This window comes from Clostridium estertheticum subsp. estertheticum (assembly GCF_001877035.1).
In the GTDB taxonomy this organism is placed as follows: Bacteria; Bacillota; Clostridia; order Clostridiales; family Clostridiaceae; genus Clostridium_AD; species Clostridium_AD estertheticum.
In genome coordinates this window covers 4,623,907-4,643,554 of sequence record NZ_CP015756.1, presented here as the reverse complement: position 1 = coordinate 4,643,554, position 19,648 = coordinate 4,623,907, and the positions used below count along the sequence as shown (strand labels likewise).

General features: G+C 31.2%; 19 protein-coding genes. All 19 read left to right on the top strand.

The window, feature by feature from the left end:
• Positions 1 to 16: 16 nt before the first annotated feature.
• The gene (gene purR, locus A7L45_RS21660) at positions 17 to 838 is read left to right on the top strand and encodes a pur operon repressor (protein WP_071614687.1); all 822 of its coding nucleotides are present in this window, start codon (positions 17 to 19) and stop codon (positions 836 to 838) included.
• A gap of 103 nt (positions 839 to 941) precedes the next feature.
• On the top strand, positions 942 to 1,262 hold the full coding sequence (spoVG, locus tag A7L45_RS21655) for a septation regulator SpoVG (RefSeq protein WP_071614686.1): 321 nt from the start codon (positions 942 to 944) through the stop codon (positions 1,260 to 1,262).
• Between the two features lie 179 nt (positions 1,263 to 1,441).
• Positions 1,442 to 2,812 carry a bifunctional UDP-N-acetylglucosamine diphosphorylase/glucosamine-1-phosphate N-acetyltransferase GlmU gene (glmU, locus tag A7L45_RS21650; protein ID WP_071614685.1) on the top strand — a complete coding sequence of 457 codons (1,371 nt, stop codon included), beginning with the start codon at positions 1,442 to 1,444 and terminating at the stop codon, positions 2,810 to 2,812.
• Positions 2,813 to 3,013: 201 nt separating this feature from the next.
• Complete coding sequence (locus A7L45_RS21645; RefSeq protein WP_071614684.1) at positions 3,014 to 3,985, top strand: ribose-phosphate diphosphokinase; 972 nt, start codon at positions 3,014 to 3,016, stop codon at positions 3,983 to 3,985.
• A 292-nt stretch (positions 3,986 to 4,277) separates the two neighbouring features.
• Positions 4,278 to 4,964 carry a response regulator transcription factor gene (locus A7L45_RS21640; protein ID WP_071614683.1) on the top strand — a complete coding sequence of 229 codons (687 nt, stop codon included), beginning with the start codon at positions 4,278 to 4,280 and terminating at the stop codon, positions 4,962 to 4,964.
• A gap of 28 nt (positions 4,965 to 4,992) precedes the next feature.
• Positions 4,993 to 6,387 carry a sensor histidine kinase gene (locus A7L45_RS21635; protein ID WP_071615084.1) on the top strand — a complete coding sequence of 465 codons (1,395 nt, stop codon included), beginning with the start codon at positions 4,993 to 4,995 and terminating at the stop codon, positions 6,385 to 6,387.
• 49 nt (positions 6,388 to 6,436) lie between these two features.
• Positions 6,437 to 7,639, top strand: a complete 1,203-nt coding sequence (locus tag A7L45_RS21630; RefSeq protein ID WP_071614682.1) for a S1C family serine protease — start codon at positions 6,437 to 6,439, stop codon at positions 7,637 to 7,639.
• Between the two features lie 132 nt (positions 7,640 to 7,771).
• Positions 7,772 to 8,335, top strand: coding sequence for an aminoacyl-tRNA hydrolase (gene pth, locus A7L45_RS21625; RefSeq protein WP_071614681.1), 564 nt, complete (start codon positions 7,772 to 7,774; stop codon positions 8,333 to 8,335).
• A 61-nt stretch (positions 8,336 to 8,396) separates the two neighbouring features.
• Positions 8,397 to 11,918, top strand: coding sequence for a transcription-repair coupling factor (mfd, locus tag A7L45_RS21620; RefSeq protein WP_071614680.1), 3,522 nt, complete (start codon positions 8,397 to 8,399; stop codon positions 11,916 to 11,918).
• A 71-nt stretch (positions 11,919 to 11,989) separates the two neighbouring features.
• A complete protein-coding gene (locus tag A7L45_RS21615; RefSeq protein ID WP_071614679.1) occupies positions 11,990 to 12,985 on the top strand; it encodes a peptidylprolyl isomerase in 996 nt (331 codons plus the stop codon).
• A gap of 244 nt (positions 12,986 to 13,229) precedes the next feature.
• Complete coding sequence (gene spoVT / locus A7L45_RS21610) at positions 13,230 to 13,781, top strand: stage V sporulation protein T (protein WP_071614678.1); 552 nt, start codon at positions 13,230 to 13,232, stop codon at positions 13,779 to 13,781.
• 165 nt (positions 13,782 to 13,946) lie between these two features.
• Positions 13,947 to 15,485 carry a putative polysaccharide biosynthesis protein gene (locus tag A7L45_RS21605; RefSeq protein WP_071614677.1) on the top strand — a complete coding sequence of 513 codons (1,539 nt, stop codon included), beginning with the start codon at positions 13,947 to 13,949 and terminating at the stop codon, positions 15,483 to 15,485.
• 18 nt (positions 15,486 to 15,503) lie between these two features.
• Positions 15,504 to 16,949, top strand: coding sequence for a bifunctional methyltransferase/pyrophosphohydrolase YabN (yabN, locus tag A7L45_RS21600; protein ID WP_071614676.1), 1,446 nt, complete (start codon positions 15,504 to 15,506; stop codon positions 16,947 to 16,949).
• 98 nt (positions 16,950 to 17,047) lie between these two features.
• Positions 17,048 to 17,323: an HU family DNA-binding protein gene (locus A7L45_RS21595; protein ID WP_071614675.1), complete on the top strand. Its 276-nt coding sequence runs from the start codon at positions 17,048 to 17,050 to the stop codon at positions 17,321 to 17,323.
• Between the two features lie 239 nt (positions 17,324 to 17,562).
• Positions 17,563 to 17,823, top strand: a complete 261-nt coding sequence (locus tag A7L45_RS21590) for an RNA-binding S4 domain-containing protein (RefSeq protein ID WP_071614674.1) — start codon at positions 17,563 to 17,565, stop codon at positions 17,821 to 17,823.
• 139 nt (positions 17,824 to 17,962) lie between these two features.
• On the top strand, positions 17,963 to 18,256 hold the full coding sequence (yabP, locus tag A7L45_RS21585; RefSeq protein ID WP_071614673.1) for a sporulation protein YabP: 294 nt from the start codon (positions 17,963 to 17,965) through the stop codon (positions 18,254 to 18,256).
• A gap of 7 nt (positions 18,257 to 18,263) precedes the next feature.
• Entirely contained in the window at positions 18,264 to 18,668 is a 405-nt protein-coding gene (gene yabQ / locus A7L45_RS21580; protein ID WP_071614672.1) for a spore cortex biosynthesis protein YabQ, read from the top strand.
• A gap of 93 nt (positions 18,669 to 18,761) precedes the next feature.
• Positions 18,762 to 19,034 carry an FtsB family cell division protein gene (locus A7L45_RS21575; protein WP_071614671.1) on the top strand — a complete coding sequence of 91 codons (273 nt, stop codon included), beginning with the start codon at positions 18,762 to 18,764 and terminating at the stop codon, positions 19,032 to 19,034.
• Between the two features lie 81 nt (positions 19,035 to 19,115).
• Positions 19,116 to 19,529 (top strand): S1 domain-containing RNA-binding protein, encoded by a 414-nt coding sequence (locus A7L45_RS21570; RefSeq protein WP_071614670.1) that lies wholly within the window; start codon positions 19,116 to 19,118, stop codon positions 19,527 to 19,529.
• Positions 19,530 to 19,648 lie beyond the last annotated feature (119 nt).

Sequence of the window (19,648 nt, the reverse complement as noted above, 5' to 3'; positions counted from 1 at the left end):
ATATGGGTGATATATTATGAATAAATATAGTAGAAATCAAAGAGTTACGGGTATAACAAAGGTATTAACAGAAAATCCCAATAAAACAATAAATCTAAAAACTTTTACAGAATTATTTAATGCAGCTAAATCTACAATTAGTGAAGATATTGTTATTGTCAGGGAAACGCTTAATGAGTTATCGATGGGAAGAATTGAAACAGTAGCTGGCGCAGCTGGTGGGGTAAAATATATTTGTGGAGTCTCAAAGCAAGAAAGTAGGATATTTGCAGACGAGATATGCAAAATTTTAATACAAAAAGATAGAGTTATACCAGGAAATTTTATATATATGACTGATATTATGTATAATCCAGAAATAGTGCACAAAGCAGGAGTGATACTTGCATCTGCTTTTAGTGAGTTAGATATAGACTACGTAGTTACGGTGGAGACCAAAGGAATACCACTGGCATATGAGGTGGCAAAGATGTTAGGCGTCCAACTGGTTATTGTACGGCATGATCCTAAGGTTACTGAAGGGAGTACTGTTAGCATAAATTATGCTTCTGGTTCTAGTAATAGGATCCAAACAATGTCATTATCTAGGAAATCTATAAAAAAAGGGAGCAAATGTGTTTTTATAGATGATTTTATGAAGGCTGGAGGGACTGCGATAGGCATAATTAATTTGCTTAAAGAATTTGAAAGTGAGCTTTTAGGTATTGGTGTTCTTGTCGATAATATTGAAAGTGGACATAAATTAGTAGAAGAGTACATATCAATTATTCAGTTTACAGGAATAAACAATGAAGGCATCGCAGAGTTAACTCCATCAGAAATATTCGAAAAAGTGTAATATTCAAAATATTTAATATTTATTTATAATTTTAGAAGGAGAAATACAATTTATAGAGAAATAGTATAAATATAACGTATAACGCAACTTGGAGGTGGAGTGTATGGAAATCACAGATGTTAGAATTAGAAAAATTGCTACAGAAGGTAAAATGAAAGCGATTGTATCAATAACTTTTGACAATGAATTCGTTGTTCATGATATTAAAGTTATAGAGGGCCAAAGTGGTCTTTTTATTGCTATGCCAAGTAGAAAAACACCAGATGGAGAATTCAAGGACATAGCTCATCCAATAAATACTCAAACAAGAGAGAAAATTCAAACAGCGATTTTAGATGAGTATGAAAAAGTGAGAAACGAAGAACCAGTGGCAAAAGTAGTAGAAAAGGTAGTAGAAAAAACAGAAGAAGTTTTAGAAGTATAAAAAAGAGGGGGAAACCCCTTTTGTTTTTTGAAGAAAAATAATGAAAAACAGTTAAGGCTAGTTGCAATTAAATGCTTTATAAAATATAATATAAAATATAATATAATGTATTTTAATTAAAGTTAATGTAATTTTTAATCTGTAAATATGTCGAATTTTTGTATAAAGAGGTGTTTTATTTGTATAAATGCGCTATAATATTAGCTGCAGGTGAAGGAAAAAGAATGAACTCAAATACTCCTAAGGTTATGCATAAAGTTTGTGGTAAAGAAATGATAAATCATGTTATTGATACCATGAGAAGTGCAGATATTGATATGGTAGATGTGGTAATTGGAAGAGGAGCCGCAGAGGTTAAAAAAGGAACAGAAGATAGAAAAATCAATTATTCTGTTCAAGAGGATCAATTAGGGACAGGCCATGCAGTTATGTGTGCCAAAGAATTTCTAAGTGGTAATGAAGGGATCGTCGCAATATTTGTTGGAGATGGCCCATTAATTAGTGAGCATACTGTTAGAGAACTCTTAGATTATCATGAAAAAGGGAATTATAAAGCTACTATATTAACTTCAAGGATGAATGACCCTGCAAAGTATGGTAGGATTATTAGGGATGAAACTGGAGAGGTTAAGAAGATAGTTGAGTTTAAGGATGCTACCACCGAAGAGAAATTAGTTGAAGAAATAAATTCGGGAATGTATTGCTTTAACATAAAAGAGCTACTTATTAGTTTAGATAAATTAGATAATAATAATGCTCAAAAGGAATACTACTTAACAGATGTTATTGGTATATTAAAGGATCAAGGGCTTAAAGTTGGAGCATTTGATGTTTTAGCCGACGAAATTACTGCTGTTAATTCTAAGGTGGAACTTGCAAATGCTGAAGCAATTATGAGAAAAAGAATAAATGAAAAGCATATGGAAAATGGAGTAACAATAATGGATCCAAGCAATACATATATAGACTGCGACGTTATAATAGGGAAAGATACTATTATATATCCAGGTAATGTACTACAAGGCACAACTATTATTAAAGAAGAATGTGTCCTTTATCCAAATAATAGAATTACAGATAGTGTTTTGGAATCTGGAATTGTAATTCAAAGTTCTGTAGTAATTGAAAGCAAAATAGGAGAGAAAACTACTGTAGGACCTTATGCATATATAAGACCGGAAAGCAATATAGGTAAACATGCTAGAATAGGCGATTTTGTTGAAATAAAAAAATCAACTATTGGGGATAATACAAAAGTATCTCACCTTACGTATATTGGTGATGCTGAAGTTGGAAGTGGATGTAATTTTGGTTGCGGAACTGTGGTTGTAAATTATGACGGGAAAGCAAAATATAAAACTACAATAGGAAATAATGTGTTTATAGGTTGTAATACTAACTTAGTATCGCCTGTAACAATTAATGATAATGCATACACTGCTGCTGGGTCTACAATTACAAATGAGGTTCCTAAAAATACTTTGGCAATAGCTAGAGCAAGGCAGAAGAACGTTGAAAATTGGGTTGTAAAAAAAGGACTTAATAAATAAGTTAGCAAAGTACAGTAAGTAAATTACAAAGGGAGGTGGAAAACTGATTTTCGCAGTAGAATGGGCATATAAAAGATTACGTTATATATTATGTGAGATTTTAATACTCTACACTGCCACTCTATTTAGTAAATAGAATGAAAATATATATAAATTATACTCAAGTATGATTTATGAAAATTTTGAGAATCAGGACTGCAGATGATAAGCCATGGCAAAAACATTAAAATTTTCACAGGTAACTCAAATCCTAAATTAGCGGCAGATATAGCAGATATACTTGGATTACCAGTTGGAGCGTCAGAAGTAGGAACTTTTAGTGACGGGGAAATATCTGTTAATATTCATGAAACAGTTAGAGGAGCAGATGTATTTGTTGTTCAATCAACTAATGCCCCAGTAAATGATAATTTAATGGAATTACTTATTATGATTGACGCATTTAAGAGAGCTTCAGCAGGGAGAATAACGGCTGTTATTCCATACTACGGATATGCAAGGCAGGATAGGAAAGCAAAAGCTAGAGATCCAATTACAGCAAAACTTGTGGCAGATATTATAACAACTGCAGGAGCGGATAGAGTGCTTACCATGGATTTACATGCAGCTCAAATACAAGGATATTTCAATATCCCTGTTGATAATATGACTGGAACACCAATACTTGCAAAATACTATATCGAAAATGGGTTTAAGGATAGGGATGATGTAGTTGTAGTTGCTCCAGATCTTGGAAGCGTTGCTAGATCAAGAAAATTTGCAGACAAATTGCATGCACCAATAGCAATAATTGATAAGAGAAGACCAAAAGCTAATGTTGCGGAGATTATGAATGTTATAGGCGATATTAAAAATAAGACGGTTATCATGATGGATGATATGATAGACACTGCAGGTACAATAACTAATGGAGCTAATGCTTTAGTTAAATTAGGAGCAAAAGAGGTTTATGCTTGTTGTAGTCATGGAGTGTTGTCAGGTCCCGCTATTCAAAGAATAAACGATTCTGTAATAAAAGAATTAATAATATTAAATACAATTGAGATACCAGAAGAGAAGCAGTGCTCAAAATTCACTACATTATCAGTGGCACCAATTTTGGCTGAGGCTATAAAGAGAATATATGAAGATGTTTCTGTAAGCAAGCTATTTGAAGATACTAATAACATATAATTACATAGTTTAAAATAGCGATGCTTTATTATCATTATAATAAAGCATCGCTATTTTTTATTATAATGATATTTATAAGATATTTAAAAAATAATTACAATATACATAAATGAAATTTAGAAAAACAAGGAAATTACTCCATTGTAACGGTGAATAATTTGTAACATTTTTAAAAAACTAATAAGATAACATTAAAGTATGATAAATTAGTAATAAGGTAAATTATTTATAAGAAAATTTATTCGAATTTAATTAATAAAAATAATAGATAAAATAATTTGGAGGTACTGATATGGAAGGAACTATAGGTAAAATACTAATAGTTGATGATGATAAAAATATTGCCGAGGTAATTAAAATGTATCTTGAAAGCTCTGGGTATGCTACAAAAGTAGCACATGATGGTAGGGCTGCGCAGGAAGTCTTTTTAAGTTATAAACCAGATTTAGTGCTTTTAGATATAATGTTACCTTATATTGATGGGATTGATGTTTTGAAGTGGATAAGAAAAGAACATGAAACTCCTGTTATTATGCTTACAGCTAAAGGAGAGACTTTTGATAAGGTATTAGCACTAGAACTTGGAGCAGATGATTATGTAGTAAAACCGTTTGAGCCAAAAGAAATAATTGCGAGAGTAAAGGCTGTACTTAGGCGTTATAACTTAGATAACGGTGGTAAAGAAGTTTTGAATTTTGAAGACCTAGAAATAGACATTAATTCGTACAATGTTACATATAAAGGCGCAGAGGTTAAAATGCCGCCTAAAGAATTTGAATTAGTACATTATTTAGCTCTTAATAAGAATAGGGTGTTTACTAGGCAACAGCTTTTATGTGAAGTTTGGGGATACGATTATCCAGGAGACTCTAGAACCGTGGATGTTCATGTAAAAAGAGTAAGGGAAAAGCTTCAAGGTGGACCTAATTGGCAAATCGAGACTGTTTGGGGAGTAGGATATAAATTTGAGGTGAAGTAAAGTGGTCAAAAAAGGGCTGTTTTTTAAGATGTTAGCAACCTACACTATCATAATATCTATGAGCCTAATAATTATTGCGTCATTTTTGTCTTATTGGTTCCAAAGTTATTTTTTTGATCAAAAAAAAGAACAATTTCTGGATAAGTCATATATGATACAAGGAATTGCTATGAAATACATGGAGAGGGATGGTGACGCTACGTCTCAACAAGTAAATGACATAATAACCATAATTTCTAAGTATATAAAGTCGGATATATGGCTTACAGACAGTATGGGTTATGTTTATGCTGTATCTAATAAAGATCATAAGGAGTTTATGGGAAAACAAGTTTTTGGTGAAGAATTGGATAAACTTAGACAGGGACATACATTTGAGATTACGGGACCTTATGCTGGGGCATTTGATAAAACTGTAAGAGTTTACGGTACACCAATAATTAATGAGTCAGGTAGTTTTAAGGGATCAATAATATTATACAATTCCATTGACGAAATAAGTTCCCCTTTAAAACGTGTTTATGAAATAATTTGGATATCTGCAATTTTTGCAATAATATTTTCTTGTATAGTTATATACTACTTTTCTCAAAAAATTATCATAAAGCCTTTAGCAGAGATTAATTCTGTAGCTAGGAAGATATCTAATGGGGATGTTAATAAGAGGGTTTATTTAAAATCTAATGATGAAATCGGAGAACTAGCTCAAACATTTAATTTTATGGCGGATTCTGTTGAAAAAAATGAAAAAAACAGACGTGAATTTATATCAAATGTATCACATGAAATTAGGTCACCTATAACATCAATTAAGGGGTTTATTGGAGGAATACTAGATGGAGTAATTCCAGAGGAAAAAGAAAAATACTATTTATCCATTGCATATGAAGAAATTCAAAGATTAACAAGACTCGTAAATGACTTATTAGATATGTCTGCAATTGAAGCTGGGGAGTTTAGTTTAAAGATTATTAAAGTGGATATTAACGAAATAATTAGACTTACAGTTATAAAAAATGAAACTAAAATTAAAGAAAAACGCGCCTGTGTGGATGTGTGTTTTGAAGAAGATAATTTATTCGTAGCAGGAGATCAAGATAGGCTCGTGCAAGTAATTACAAATTTATTAGATAATTCAATAAAATATGTTAATGAGGGTGGAAAAATAAAAATCAGTTCAAAAACTAAAGGTAGGAAAGCTTTCATATCTGTGTTTAATGATGGTCCACAAATAGCAGAAGAAGATTTATTGCATATTTGGGATAGGTTTTACAAAGCAGATAAAGCAAGAACAGTAAAGGACAGTACTGGACTTGGTCTAGCTATAGTTAGAAATATAATAACGCAATTACAGGAAGATATATGGGTGGAAAACAAAGATAAAGGTGTCTATTTTACTTTTACATTAATGAAAGTAGAATAATTTTAATAACTTCCATAATGTAATTATAACAAGAAGGGCGGGTGAGACTATGGATAACAAGGATAACTATAAATTTAATGAAGAAATAAGAGATGCTTTATGGAAGAATGCAGAGCGGGGTCAGGATATCTTTGGAGAAATTAAATTTAGAAAAAATAATAAAAGAAATTATTTTAAAATGTTCTTAAAAGTGATACTTTTTATGTTAATAGCTGCCCTTTCTGGAGGAATTACAGCAAATTATGTTATTAGTAAAGATAAATTACAAGAAAATATTAGCGGTGATTTAACCCAAAGTAAATTAGAAGAAAAAAATAAGGATATATATTCAAATTCCATCTCAGAGGTTACAAGGAAGGTATCACCAACAGTAGTTGGTATAATCGTTAAAACCTCAGGTGGAGAGGAAACACCTGAGGTTAGTGGGTCCGGTATTATATTTAAAAGTGAAGGGTTTATTATTACAAATTATCATGTGATTGAAAATGCGACAGAAATAAAGGTAAAGCTTAGTAATTATAAGGTGTTGAAAGCGAAGGTAATAGGGACTGATGCTATATCAGATTTGGCAGTTATAAAAGTTGAAGCTAGCAATTTGCCTGTGGCAAAACTTGGTGATTCATCAAAGGTTAATGTTGGTGATTTATCTATTGCTATTGGTAATCCACTAGGAGAGCAGTTTTCGGGAGTAGTTACCGCAGGAATTATAAGCGCATTAGATAGGAAAGTTAATATAGTTGACAAAAAGACTGGTGAGCAAACCATATATAAAGTAATACAAACTGATGCAACTATAAATGAAGGAAATAGTGGGGGAGCATTATGCAATATTAACGGAGAAGTAATTGGTATAAATAGTTTAAAAATCGGTTCAGCTACTGAAACTTCTGGGATGGGATTTGCTATTAATACAAATGTAGCAAAAGAAATTATAAGTGATTTGATGACCTATGGTAAAGTTATAAGACCTGCTATAGGTATTTATGGAGTAGCTGCAATCTCAGTTGGTAATAATGGTATAGAGGGAGTGTATGTGCAAGAAGTAGTAAGTGGTAGTGGGGCATACAAAGCTGGAATTATGCCTACTGATATTATAACTCAAATAGGTGGAGTAGGCGTTAAAAACATGGAAGAGTTAAGTAATATCTTAGATAAATATAAAGTTGCAAGGAGTGTGCAGTGCAAAGTTCAAAGAAATGGTAAATATAAAGATATTAGTATAATTCTATCTGAATTAAAAGCTGCAAATTAGAATTAAGTAGAGCATTTTTATGTATAGTTGTAGATTATAACACTTATTGGTATAATATTATAAAAAAGGTAAATGAAAAAATAATTATGTAAAAGATATATACTTTAATCATAATAATATTTGGAGGTAATGATGTATTTAGTAGTTGGACTGGGAAATCCAGGAGATGAATATAGACATACAAGACATAATGTAGGATTCGATGTAATTGATTTGATGGCAGATAAGTATAATGTATCAATTAATAGGATAAAATTTAAAGGTGTATGCGCGGAAATTAATATAGGTTCTAATAAAGTTATCTTATTAAAACCGAGTACATATATGAATTTGAGTGGGGAAAGTGTACGAGAAGCGTCCTCATTTTATAAGATTCCGAGTGGAAATATCATCATACTACATGATGATATTAGTTTGGATCCAGGTAAATTAAGAATACGAAGTAAAGGGAGTGCTGGCGGACATAATGGTTTAAAAAGCATTATTGAGAATTTGTCATCTGACATGTTTGTTAGAATAAAAATAGGAGTAGGGAAACCAGAGAGGGCACTAATACCTCATGTTTTAGGGAGATTTTCGAGTGATCAGAGAATACTTGTGGAAAAGACATTTGAGGCAACTATACAGGCAACCCAAACTATAATCGAAAAGGGATGCAGTGAGGCTATGAATCAGTTTAATGGTTTTAATGCTTAAATGAAGGTAATTCTATTAAAATACTATTTATACATTTATGTAATGAGTGAGAGGTGTTAACATGAGACTAAGTGGGCTTATGAAGCCTTTAAAGGAAAGTAATCAATTTAAAGATATCCTAAGTAATATAGAAAAAAAAGTATACCCAATTGGAGTATATGGACTTTCAGAATCAGCAAAGGGTTATTTAGTAAATGGTGTATATGAAGAACTAGATAAATCAATGCTTATTTTAACACACAGTGATGTAGAGGCTAAAAATATTTATGAGGACTTATCTTTTTATGTAAACGACGTGTATTATTATCCAACCAGAGAAATGGGATTTTATAACGCAGATGCTGTATCAGGGGATTTAAGATGGGAAAGACTTAAGGTAATGAAAAAAATTACTGAAGGTGGTAAGAAAATAATAGTTACATGTATAGAAGCAATAGCGGCTACTTACATACCTGTGAATTTGCTTCAAAAATATGCTTATAAATTATCGGTAGGAGGCACACTAGATTTTAATACCTTTTCAGAAAAATTAATTCAATGTGGGTACGAGAGAGTAGATAGAGTAGAGACTAAAGGTCAATTTTGTATAAGGGGAGGGATAATGGATTTATATCCTCCCATATCTGCGTTGCCATTTCGGATAGAACTCTATGACGATGAAATAGATTCTATAAGGACATTTAATAGTGAAACCCAGAGGAGTATAGATAAGGTAAAAAAAATAGAAATATTCCCAGCAAAAGAAATTATACTAACTCAGGATAGTAGAAAAAAAGGTTATGACAAGATAAAGGAAAATCTAGAAAATATGATCGGAAATTTACATAAGAAAAAGGATAAAGAAGCTATAGAAAGAATAACGTCTCTTGTTAATATTAATTTAGAAGCACTCAAGGAAACAGGAAGTTTCAAAGACGTTGATAGTTATATGCCTTATTTTTTTGATACTACATCTACTTTTTTAGATTATATGTCAGGGGCATTTATAGTAGTTGATGATGCACAAAGATGCCAAGGTAAATTAGATAGTGTATATCTTGAGTTTGAAGAAAATTATGAAACTTCTTTAAGGCGAGGAAGTATACTTCCTAAACAAGCAGAAGTTTTAATTGAGAAGCAGCGTATATATGAAGAGTTAGAAAGTCTTGAAGTTATGACAATAAACGCGATTGCTAAAACTACAAAAATGCTTAAGCCAAGATCTATAATATCTTTTTCTCAAATTACAATTTATGATTATCATGGCCAATTGGATATGCTTATCGAGGATATAAAGGATAAAAAAAGTAAGGGCTACAAGACTGTAATTTTATCGGGCACAAGAACCAGGGGCGAAAGACTTATAGATACACTTCGTGATAAAGGAATTGAAAGTGTCTATAAGGACAGTATTTCTAAAATTGAGTTTGGAGAAGTAATCGTAACCTTCGGGAATCAATTAAAGGGGTTTGAATACCCGCAGCTAAAATTATGCATTATATCTGACAAAGAGGTTTTTGGTGGATCAAAGAGAAAAACTGTTAGTCGTGCTAATAAAAAGGGAGCAAGTAAACTTAAAAGTTTTACAGAACTTAAATTGGGGGACTATGTTGTTCATGTAAATCATGGAATAGGTGTATACAAAGGAATTAAGCAATTAGAAGTTCATGGTCACAAAAGAGATTATTTAGATCTTAGCTATAATTCTGGAGACACACTTTATGTTCCGGTGGAACAATTAGATCTAGTACAAAAATATATTGGGAGTGAAGGAAAGGCACCCAAAATCAGCAAATTAGGTGGAGCAGAATGGGTTAAGGCTAAAAATAAAGTTAAAAACTCAATTGCGGATATTGCAGAGGATTTGGTAAAGCTTTATGCTACTAGGGCTACACTTAAGGGACATAAATACAGCAAAGATACTATATGGCAAAAACAATTTGAAGATGAATTCCCATTTGATGAAACACCAGATCAATTAATAGCAATTGAGGAAATAAAAAAAGATATGGAATCGGATAAACCGATGGATAGGTTAATATGCGGAGATGTTGGATATGGAAAAACAGAAGTTGCCGTTAGAGCGGCTTTTAAAGCAGTTATGGATGGCAAACAAGTAGCATTTTTAGTTCCAACTACAATACTCGCAGAGCAACATTATAAAAATCTTACCAAAAGATTTTCAGATTTTCCTGTAAAAGTTGAGATGGTAAGTAGATTTAGAACACCGGCTCAGCAAAAGGTTGTTATTAAAGCTACGAAAGAGGGAAATGTAGATATATTAGTAGGGACGCACAGGATTATTCAGAGTGATGTAAAATTTAAAGATTTAGGGGTATTAATTATAGATGAGGAGCAACGTTTTGGGGTGACTCATAAGGAGAAAATTAAAAGCCTTCGAAAAAACATAGACGTAATTACTCTAACAGCTACGCCAATTCCAAGGACTCTTCATATGTCACTTACTGGTGTTCGCGACATAAGTGTAATAGAAACACCACCAGAGGAGAGGTATCCAATACAGACTTATGTGGTGGAGTTTAATGATCAATTAATAAGGGATGCTATACTAAGAGAGATGAATAGAAAAGGTCAAGTTTTCTTTGTTTATAACAGGGTAGAAACAATAAAAGATATGGCGGCATACATTGGGAATCTACTTCCGGAAGCAAGAGTGTGTATTGCACATGGGCAGATGACAGAGAGAGAACTAGAGTCTATAATGATAGAGTTTATGGAGAATAAGTATGATATATTGATGTGTACCACAATCATTGAGACAGGAATAGACATACAAAACACTAATACGATAATAATATATGAGGCAGACAAGATGGGGCTTTCTCAGCTATACCAATTAAGAGGTAGAGTTGGTAGGTCAAATAGAATAGCTTATGCGTATTTAACGTATAAAAAAGATAAGGTATTAACAGAAGTTGCTGAGAAAAGACTTAAAGCAATTAAGGACTTCACGGAGCTTGGGTCAGGTTTTAAGATAGCAATGAGGGATCTCGAAATTAGGGGAGCTGGGAATATGATGGGTGGCGCGCAACATGGTCATATGGCAGCTGTAGGTTATGATTTATATTGTAGAATGCTTGAAGAAACAGTGAAGAATATAAGGGGCGATGTTGAAAAGGAACCTATTGAAACCTCGGTTGAAATTAAGATAGATGCATATATTCCTGGAACTTATATAGAAGATGAGTCTCAGAAAATTGAAATTTATAAAAAAATTGCAGCTATTGATTGTCTGGAAGATATGCAAGAAATACAAGAAGAGATAGAAGATAGATTCTCAGACATACCATCTTGCGTTGAAAACCTTATGAATATTGCATACCTTAGATGTATAGCTGCTAAAGTAGGAATAATAGAAATTAAAGAGGTCAAGGATGAGATAATATTAGAATTCGATAGGGCTGAACGAATAAATAAAGAAGTAGTTAAAGTTTTGGTTAGTAAATATAATAGAAGTATTGTATTCAAATTAGGAAATAAGCCAGCGTTTTCATATAAGTTTAAAAATTCAATTAAAGAAAAAGTACTTACAAGTTTGATAGAAATTGTTAATCGTATAAAAAGTATAGTTGAAATAAAGTAAATTAGTGTTAAAATTAATGGTATCGTATCAAAATTTATAATTACGATATACATAAGAATGGGGGAAGTAAAATGAAAAACGTAAAAAAAATAATTAGCGCGGCTTTAATAACTTTGTTTGCTACATCGTTAATTGGCTGTAATATGATTGAAAAAACACCAGAAGGTATTGCGAAAACTGAAGTAGCAAAGGTTTTTGATACTAAGATAACAAAAGGACAAATAGAAGCGCAATTACCAGGTGTTATTAAACAATTGCAAACACAATACGGTGCAAATTATACAACTAATACCGATGCTATGACGGAGTTAACAACTCAAAAACAGAAGGTATTAGCAGGCTTAATTAATGAGGAGATTATAACTTATAAGGCGAAAGAGCTCAAATTAGTACCTTCAGATGCTAAATTGAATGCAGAAATTAATAAGCAATTATTAGAGATTAAGAAAAGCTTAGGAACGGATGCAAAGTATAAAGCAGCGCTAACGCAAGCTGGTGTAACAGAAGAGGCATTAAAGGCAAGAATTAAACCAAGTGTTATTCAAGATGCATTAAAAACTGAAACTACAAAAAATGTTAAAGTTACAGATGCAGACGCAAAGGCATACTATAATGCTAATTTAGCTTTATATTCAACAAAACCAAATACAATTCATTTAGCTCATATTTTAGTTAAAACGGAAGCAGAGGCAATAGCTATTAAGAAACGTTTAGATGCGGGTGAAGATTTTGCTAAACTTGCTAAAGAAAAAGGGACAGATGGAACTAAAGCCGCTGGTGGAGAGTTAGGAACTTTTAAATTCGATGATACTTCAATGGATGCAACGTTTATGGCGGCTGCTGTTAAGGTACCTGCAGGTAAAGTTTCGACGCCAGTTAAAACTCAATTTGGATATCATTTGATAAAAGATGTTGCAAGAACAAATTATCCCGCAAAGAAATTTGAAGTTGTTAAGGCAGAAGTAGAAAAAACTCTTTTAGCAAAAAATAAAGAAACCGCATGGACAGCAGCAATGACAAAATGGACGACACAAGCTAATGTAACAAAAATTGATAAAAACTTATAAATTTTAAACTTTAAATTTTAAGAAACAAAGAATACCGATATAAAGAGGTATTCTTTGTTTTTTTACTTTGTTAATATAGAATTGTAAAATTATTCAGTAAAAGAAGCAATAAATTGAGTCGGAATCCTCCTTATTTTCCTTTTTAAAATTAAACATATACAAATGTGCATAAAATTTCAAGTTTTGAAAGATAATAATAGAGCTAGTATATTATATAAGGATTTATATAAGGAGGAGTATTTAAATGAAAGCAACTGGTATAGTAAGACGTATAGATGATTTAGGAAGAGTTGTTATTCCTAAGGAAATAAGGAGAACTCTTAGAATAAGAGAGGGAGATCCACTGGAAATATTTACGGATAGAGAAGGTGGAGTTATTTTAAAAAAATATTCACCTATAGGTGAATTAAGTGAATTTTCTAGGGAGTATGCTGAATCATTACAACAAACTATTGGAAATGCGATAATAGTATGCGATAAGGATAATATAATATCCGTAAGTGGTTGCCCTAAGAAAGAGTATGTTGATAAAAAAGTTAGTATTGAGTTAGAAAAAGCAATGGAAAATAGAAAACCAATTGTCTTGGGCGAAGGCTTTGAAAAAGTCATATCATTGTACGATGATGAAATGGAGAATAAATACAGTGCTCAAGTAATCGCACCTATAATAACAGAAGGAGATGCAATTGGTGCAGTACTAATAATGTCGACAGAGCCGGGAATAAAGTTTGGGAATCTAGAATTAAAATTGGCTGAAACTGCGGCATCTTTTTTAGGAAAACAAATGGAACAATAGTTGTATTAGGTTATAAAGTATATATTACTAAGCAATTGAAACATATTTGCAGTAATATATACTTTTATTTTTTTGAAGTATTAGTAATAATAGTCTCTTAAATTAAATAATTATAATCATAGGATGTATATATTTACAGCAATATAGGATTATAAGGAGGTTATTATGAAGAAACATTCATTGATAAAAGGAACTATTATACTTGGAATGGCAGGTATATTTGCAAGGTTTTTAGGACTATTTTTTAGAATTCCAATACAAGCACTTATAAAAGATGAGGGGATGGGATATTATCAGATGTCTTATCCGCTCTACATGTTCTTTGTGGCGGTAGCTTCAGGAGTACCAATAGCTATGTCTAAACTTATTGCCGAGATGAACGCTAAAAATGACAGGGAGGGAGCTGGGCAGGTATTAAGACAAACGCTTATTTTTATGATTATATTAGGAACGGTATTTACTACATTTATGATAATGTTTGCAAGGCCTATTATATCATTGCTTAAATGGGATAGTAAATCATATTACGCCTTTTTGGCAATAGCTGCAGCACCAATTTTTGTATCTATTATGTGCACGTTTAGGGGTTTTTTTCAAGGACTTCAAAATGTAAGACCTACTGCGATTTCTCAAATAATAGAACAAGTTGGAAGAGTTGTAGCTGGAGTATTGTTTGCATATTTATTATTTCCAAAGGGGATTGAATATGCAGCTGGGGGAGCAGCACTTGGAACATTGGTTGGTTCTATTATGGGAAGTATATATTTAGTTTCAACATATTTTAAGGTGATACGAGAAATACCAGTAAGGAAAAAAATCAAACATAAGCATATTTTAGGAGATTTGGGTAAGGCTGCAATTCCAATATCACTTGGTGCGGCAGTAGGGACTATTATGTCATTAATAGATTCTGTATTAGTACCACAACAACTTCTAAAAGCAGGGTTTTCACATTTACAATCAGCTGTTATGTATGGTCAATTGACGGGGAAAGCATTTACCTTGATGAATGTACCTTTAGCTCTTTCTGTGGCGCTGTGCGCATCTCTAGTGCCTATAATTGCAGAGGCATTCTATTTGGGCAGGCGGAAGGAACTGATTAAAAGGGTAGATATGGCTGTAAAATTGTCTAATGTTATATCATTGCCATCTTCTTTAGGAATGTTTTTTATGGCTTATCCTATAATGCATTTAGTTTTTATGAGAGATGCGGCAGGATATGAAATACTTAAATATATTTCAATATGTATACCTTTTGTAATCCTAACGCAAACGAGTACAGCAATATTACAAAGTATAGGTAATTATATGAAACCTGTATATAATTTGGCTTTAGGATGTATCGTCAAGGTTATTGTAACATACATATTAGTTTCGTTTTCATTTGTAAATATTTATGGGGCAGTTATAGGAACAATTCTAGGATATATAACAAGTTGTTTATTAAATATGCATGTTTTAAAGAAAAGCTTAAATATAAAATTCAACAAAATTGATGCTTTTGTTAAACCGGCCATTGCTGCGATTATAATGATAGTTGCAGTTGTATTTAGTGATGTTATTGTCTATAATTATACAATGAGCGGAGGATTATCTTGTATAATATCCATATTAATAGGCGTTATTGTTTATTTAATATTTATATTTTTGCTTAGAGTATTTGAGTATCAAGAAATTAAGAATAAATTTTTAAGTAAGAAGTAAAAAAAGGAGTGGAAGTTAATGATTAAAGTTGTAGGGCTTGGGCCAGGTGCGATAGATTCACTAACTATAGGGACGCTTGAAATTCTTAAAAATAGTGAAAATATTTATTTAAGAACAGAAAAACATCCTACTGTAGACTACCTAAAAACATTGTGTATTGAATTTGAGACTTATGACAATAGATATGAAGAAAATAACAATTTTGATGATGTATATAGGTCTATTGCAGAAGATCTTGTTGAGAAGAATAAACTGTATGGAGACATTGTTTATGGAGTTCCAGGTCATCCTCTTGTTGCAGAAACTTCTGTTAAAATTTTAATAGAGTTATGTGCAAAAAATAAAATTGATATAGAAATTTTCCCAGCGGTTAGCTTTATAGATGCAGTGATTCAAGGTTTGAAATTAGATCCTATTGAAGGATTAAAAATTATAGATGCCTTTGATATAGAAAATCAAGTTCTAGATAAAAGAGTAGGACTATTAATAACTCAAGTATATAGTCTTTCTATAGCATCTGATGTAAAACTTGCTTTACTTGAGTATTATGAAGCTGATATGGAAATTTATTTTGTTAGGGCAGCAGGTATAAAAGATCTTGAAAGTATCAGAAAGATTTATTTATATGAATTAGATAGGCAAAAGGATATTGATTATTTAACGTCAATATATATACCAAAAAAAATAGATGCCACAAAAGATTTTTACGATTTAATTAAAGTTGTGGATACACTTCGAGATGAAAATGGGTGTGCGTGGGATAGAGAGCAGACCCACGAATCTTTGAAAAAGTGCCTTATCGAAGAATGTTATGAAGTTTTAGAAGCCATTGATGAAAAAGATGAGGATAACATTATTGAAGAACTGGGTGATGTATTATTACAGGTAATATTCCATGCCAAAATAGGGAAAGAAGAGGGATATTTTAATATAAATGATGTTATTCGTGGCATCACAAATAAGATGATAAACAGACATCCTCATATATTTAAAAGTTTAGAAAGTAAGACTACGAAGCAGGTTTTAGAAAGTTGGGAAATTATTAAGAGTAAGGAAAAACAGTTTAATAGTTATACCGAGGCTCTAAAGCATGTTCCAAAAAATCTTCCGGGTTTAATGAAGGCGGTCAAAGTTCAACAAAAAGCATCAAAAGTGGGCTTTGATTTTGAATGTCTTGAAGATGCTATGGAAAAGGTTATAGAGGAATTAGGAGAAGTAAGGGATGTATATAAAGGTGAAAACAGGGCAAAAATACTAGAAGAAGTGGGAGATTTGGTGTTTTCTACAGTAAATATCGCTAGACTACTTGACATAGACCCTGAAGTTGCAGTAAATTATACTATAGATAAGTTTATTAATCGCTTTGGGTACATAGAAGAAAATGCAAGAGATAAAGGTTTGGAGTTAAATCAGATGTCACTTGCAGATATGGACAAATTATGGAACAAATCTAAAAGATTATAAATTTATTTGTAAAATAAAAACTGGTCAAAAAGAAGGAAATTCAAAATTAGTGAAGAATATGCTTTAATAGCGTATTTTATAACAAGGAGGTAACAAAAGTGAATAAGTCAGAATTAATAACAAGTATTGCAGAAAAATCTAATTTAACAAAGAAAGATGCGGAAGCAGCTCTAAAAGGAATTATAGAAAGCATTGAGGAAACATTAGAAAAAGGTGAAAAAGTTCAATTAGTTGGATTCGGAACTTTTGAAACAAGAGATAGAGCAGCTAGAATGGGTAGAAACCCAAGAACAAAGGAAGAAATTCAAATTGCAGCTTCAACAGTTCCAGTATTTAAAGCTGGTAAAGAATTTAAAGATATAGTAAATAAATAATTTTGCTATTATGTAAAAAACCTGGATGTATATCTAGGTTTTTTATTTTAGAAACTTTAACAACATTTCAGAAGGAAAGTCTCCCATTTTTATAAGTGGGAGTTACATACCTCAACAAATAGAAAATTCAGTGGCAGTATAAATCTCCTTCTGAAGTTGTTAATATTGCAGCTCCGAAGGAGATGATTTAATTTATAAATTCTTATAATGCTAAAAAACATTAAAAAGGGGAAGTATAAATGAGATTAGATAAATATTTGAAAGTTTCAAGAATCATAAAGAGAAGAACCATTGCAAAAGAAGCCTGCGCCAGCGGTAGAGTATCTATAAATGATAAAGTTGCCAAAGCGGGTACAGTTGTATCTGAAGGTGATACTATAGAAATAAAATTTGCAAATCAAATTTTAAGAGCTAAAGTTATAAATATTTCAGAACATGTTACAAAAGAAAGTGCAAAAGAAATGTATGAAATGATTTCAGGTAAAGAAGACAAAGAATAAATGTTATTAAATATAATTCTTAATTAAGATTAATGAGCATATATATTTTATAAGAATATAATAATATGTCATTAATTAAGAATTGAGAATAGCTTCTTAGTTCCCGATTTTTAATGGTAAAATTAATAAGGAGGATATTATGGAAGCAAAAAAAGAAACAAAAATAGAAGATAAAAAAAGTAATTTAACGCTTGAAAATAGAAGAAAGTTAACTATCAATGGTGTTATAGAGGTTATAAACTTTAATGAAAATCAGATATTATTAAACACAGACGTTGGAATAATGATGGTAAAAGGACAAGAATTAAAGATGAATAAGTTAGATGTGCAAAATGGAGACGTTATAATAACTGGAAAAGTGGATTCTTTTGTATACATGAGTGATAAAGGAAAAGTTAAAAAAGATAGCATAATAGCAAGATTGTTTAGGTAGACGCATTATGATAATTTCAATTATAGACCAAGTGAGACTTATAATCTTTAGTTTGCTATCAGGAATAATAACAGGAATATCTTTTGATATATATAGATTGATAAGAGGATTTGAAAATCCTAATAAAATCATAACAATAATACAGGATTTACTATTTTGGACATTAACTTCTATAGTTGTTTTTGTGTTTTTGATGTATACTAATGAGGGATACATAAACTTTTATGTGTATTTATGTTTAATAATAGGGGTATACTTATATTTAAAACTTATAAGTAGAATTTTTATTAAATTGCAATATAGATCACTAAAATTTAATGGGAAATTATTTAGAGTTGCAATGAATGTAGTATTATACCCTATTAATTTATTGTTTTATAAGCTTAAAATAAAAAAAAAAGATAAATTATAAAGAAATAGCTTGAAGTAATGTGAAATACAAATTAGAATAGGTTTAGGAAACTTAAAGAATACTCATTCCATGGAAAGGAAAAGGGTATATGATATGAAAAAAAAGTTTAATATTAAAGGCCTTGTATTAATTTTTGTGCTTGTGTATGTAAGTTATCTTTTTATTCAGCAACAAGCAACCATGGGTAGGCAAAAAAAAGAATTACAAAAGTACAATGTGGAATTACAAAAGAAAAAAGAAGAAAAGAAAACATTGCAGGATGAAGTAGAGTTATCTAAAACTGACAAATATATAGAAAAATTGGCAAGAGAAATTTTAGGTCTTGTTAAAGAAGGTGAAACTCCTGTAATGGACAATAAGAACTAAACGATATAATTAATGTTATACTTATTATTAAATTAATATATAAAATAAAAAACATAATTTTTAAGGAGGAGTCTTTTTAATATGACCTTAATGGCTGGAAGTATTGTAGAAGGTAAAGTAGTAAATATCACTAATTTTGGTGCGTTTGTAGAAGTGGAAGGTAAGACAGGACTAGTGCATATATCTGAGGTGTCAGATACATTTGTTAAAAATGTTAATGACCATCTTAAAGAAAATGATATAGTAAAAGTTAAAGTAATTTCCGTTGATGATAATGGTAAAATAAGTTTATCCATAAAACAGGCGGGGGTTCCTAAAAAGTCTATTAAACCAATGGAGATAGATTGGGATAAAGAAAAAAGCAAATCAAATGTAAGTGGGTTTGAAGATATAATGACTAAATTTTTAAAAGACAGTGAAGAAAGATTTCAAGATGTTAAAAAACATCAAGAAGGAAAAGGCAGAGGATATAGTAAAAAAACTTCAAGTTATTAGTAAACAGTGAATAGAATCATTTTTAGGAACTAAGTATTTAGTTCCTATTTTAAAAAATAAAAAGTTATTGACAACGGTTTATACATCAGATATAATAAAACATGTTGCCAAGAGGTATC

Excerpts from the sequence above, each read along its gene's own strand:
- purR (WP_071614687.1), top strand. The coding sequence starts at position 17 with ATGAATAAATATAGTAGAAATCAAAGAGTTACGGGTATAACAAAGGTA.
- spoVG (WP_071614686.1), top strand. The coding sequence starts at position 942 with ATGGAAATCACAGATGTTAGAATTAGAAAAATTGCTACAGAAGGTAAA.
- A7L45_RS21645 (WP_071614684.1), top strand. The coding sequence starts at position 3,014 with ATGATAAGCCATGGCAAAAACATTAAAATTTTCACAGGTAACTCAAAT.
- A7L45_RS21640 (WP_071614683.1), top strand. The coding sequence starts at position 4,278 with ATGGAAGGAACTATAGGTAAAATACTAATAGTTGATGATGATAAAAAT.
- A7L45_RS21635 (WP_071615084.1), top strand. The coding sequence starts at position 4,993 with ATGTTAGCAACCTACACTATCATAATATCTATGAGCCTAATAATTATT.
- A7L45_RS21630 (WP_071614682.1), top strand. The coding sequence starts at position 6,437 with ATGGATAACAAGGATAACTATAAATTTAATGAAGAAATAAGAGATGCT.
- pth (WP_071614681.1), top strand. The coding sequence starts at position 7,772 with ATGTATTTAGTAGTTGGACTGGGAAATCCAGGAGATGAATATAGACAT.
- mfd (WP_071614680.1), top strand. The coding sequence starts at position 8,397 with ATGAGACTAAGTGGGCTTATGAAGCCTTTAAAGGAAAGTAATCAATTT.
- A7L45_RS21615 (WP_071614679.1), top strand. The coding sequence starts at position 11,990 with ATGAAAAACGTAAAAAAAATAATTAGCGCGGCTTTAATAACTTTGTTT.
- spoVT (WP_071614678.1), top strand. The coding sequence starts at position 13,230 with ATGAAAGCAACTGGTATAGTAAGACGTATAGATGATTTAGGAAGAGTT.
- A7L45_RS21605 (WP_071614677.1), top strand. The coding sequence starts at position 13,947 with ATGAAGAAACATTCATTGATAAAAGGAACTATTATACTTGGAATGGCA.
- yabN (WP_071614676.1), top strand. The coding sequence starts at position 15,504 with ATGATTAAAGTTGTAGGGCTTGGGCCAGGTGCGATAGATTCACTAACT.
- A7L45_RS21590 (WP_071614674.1), top strand. The coding sequence starts at position 17,563 with ATGAGATTAGATAAATATTTGAAAGTTTCAAGAATCATAAAGAGAAGA.
- yabP (WP_071614673.1), top strand. The coding sequence starts at position 17,963 with ATGGAAGCAAAAAAAGAAACAAAAATAGAAGATAAAAAAAGTAATTTA.
- yabQ (WP_071614672.1), top strand. The coding sequence starts at position 18,264 with ATGATAATTTCAATTATAGACCAAGTGAGACTTATAATCTTTAGTTTG.
- A7L45_RS21575 (WP_071614671.1), top strand. The coding sequence starts at position 18,762 with ATGAAAAAAAAGTTTAATATTAAAGGCCTTGTATTAATTTTTGTGCTT.
- A7L45_RS21570 (WP_071614670.1), top strand. The coding sequence starts at position 19,116 with ATGACCTTAATGGCTGGAAGTATTGTAGAAGGTAAAGTAGTAAATATC.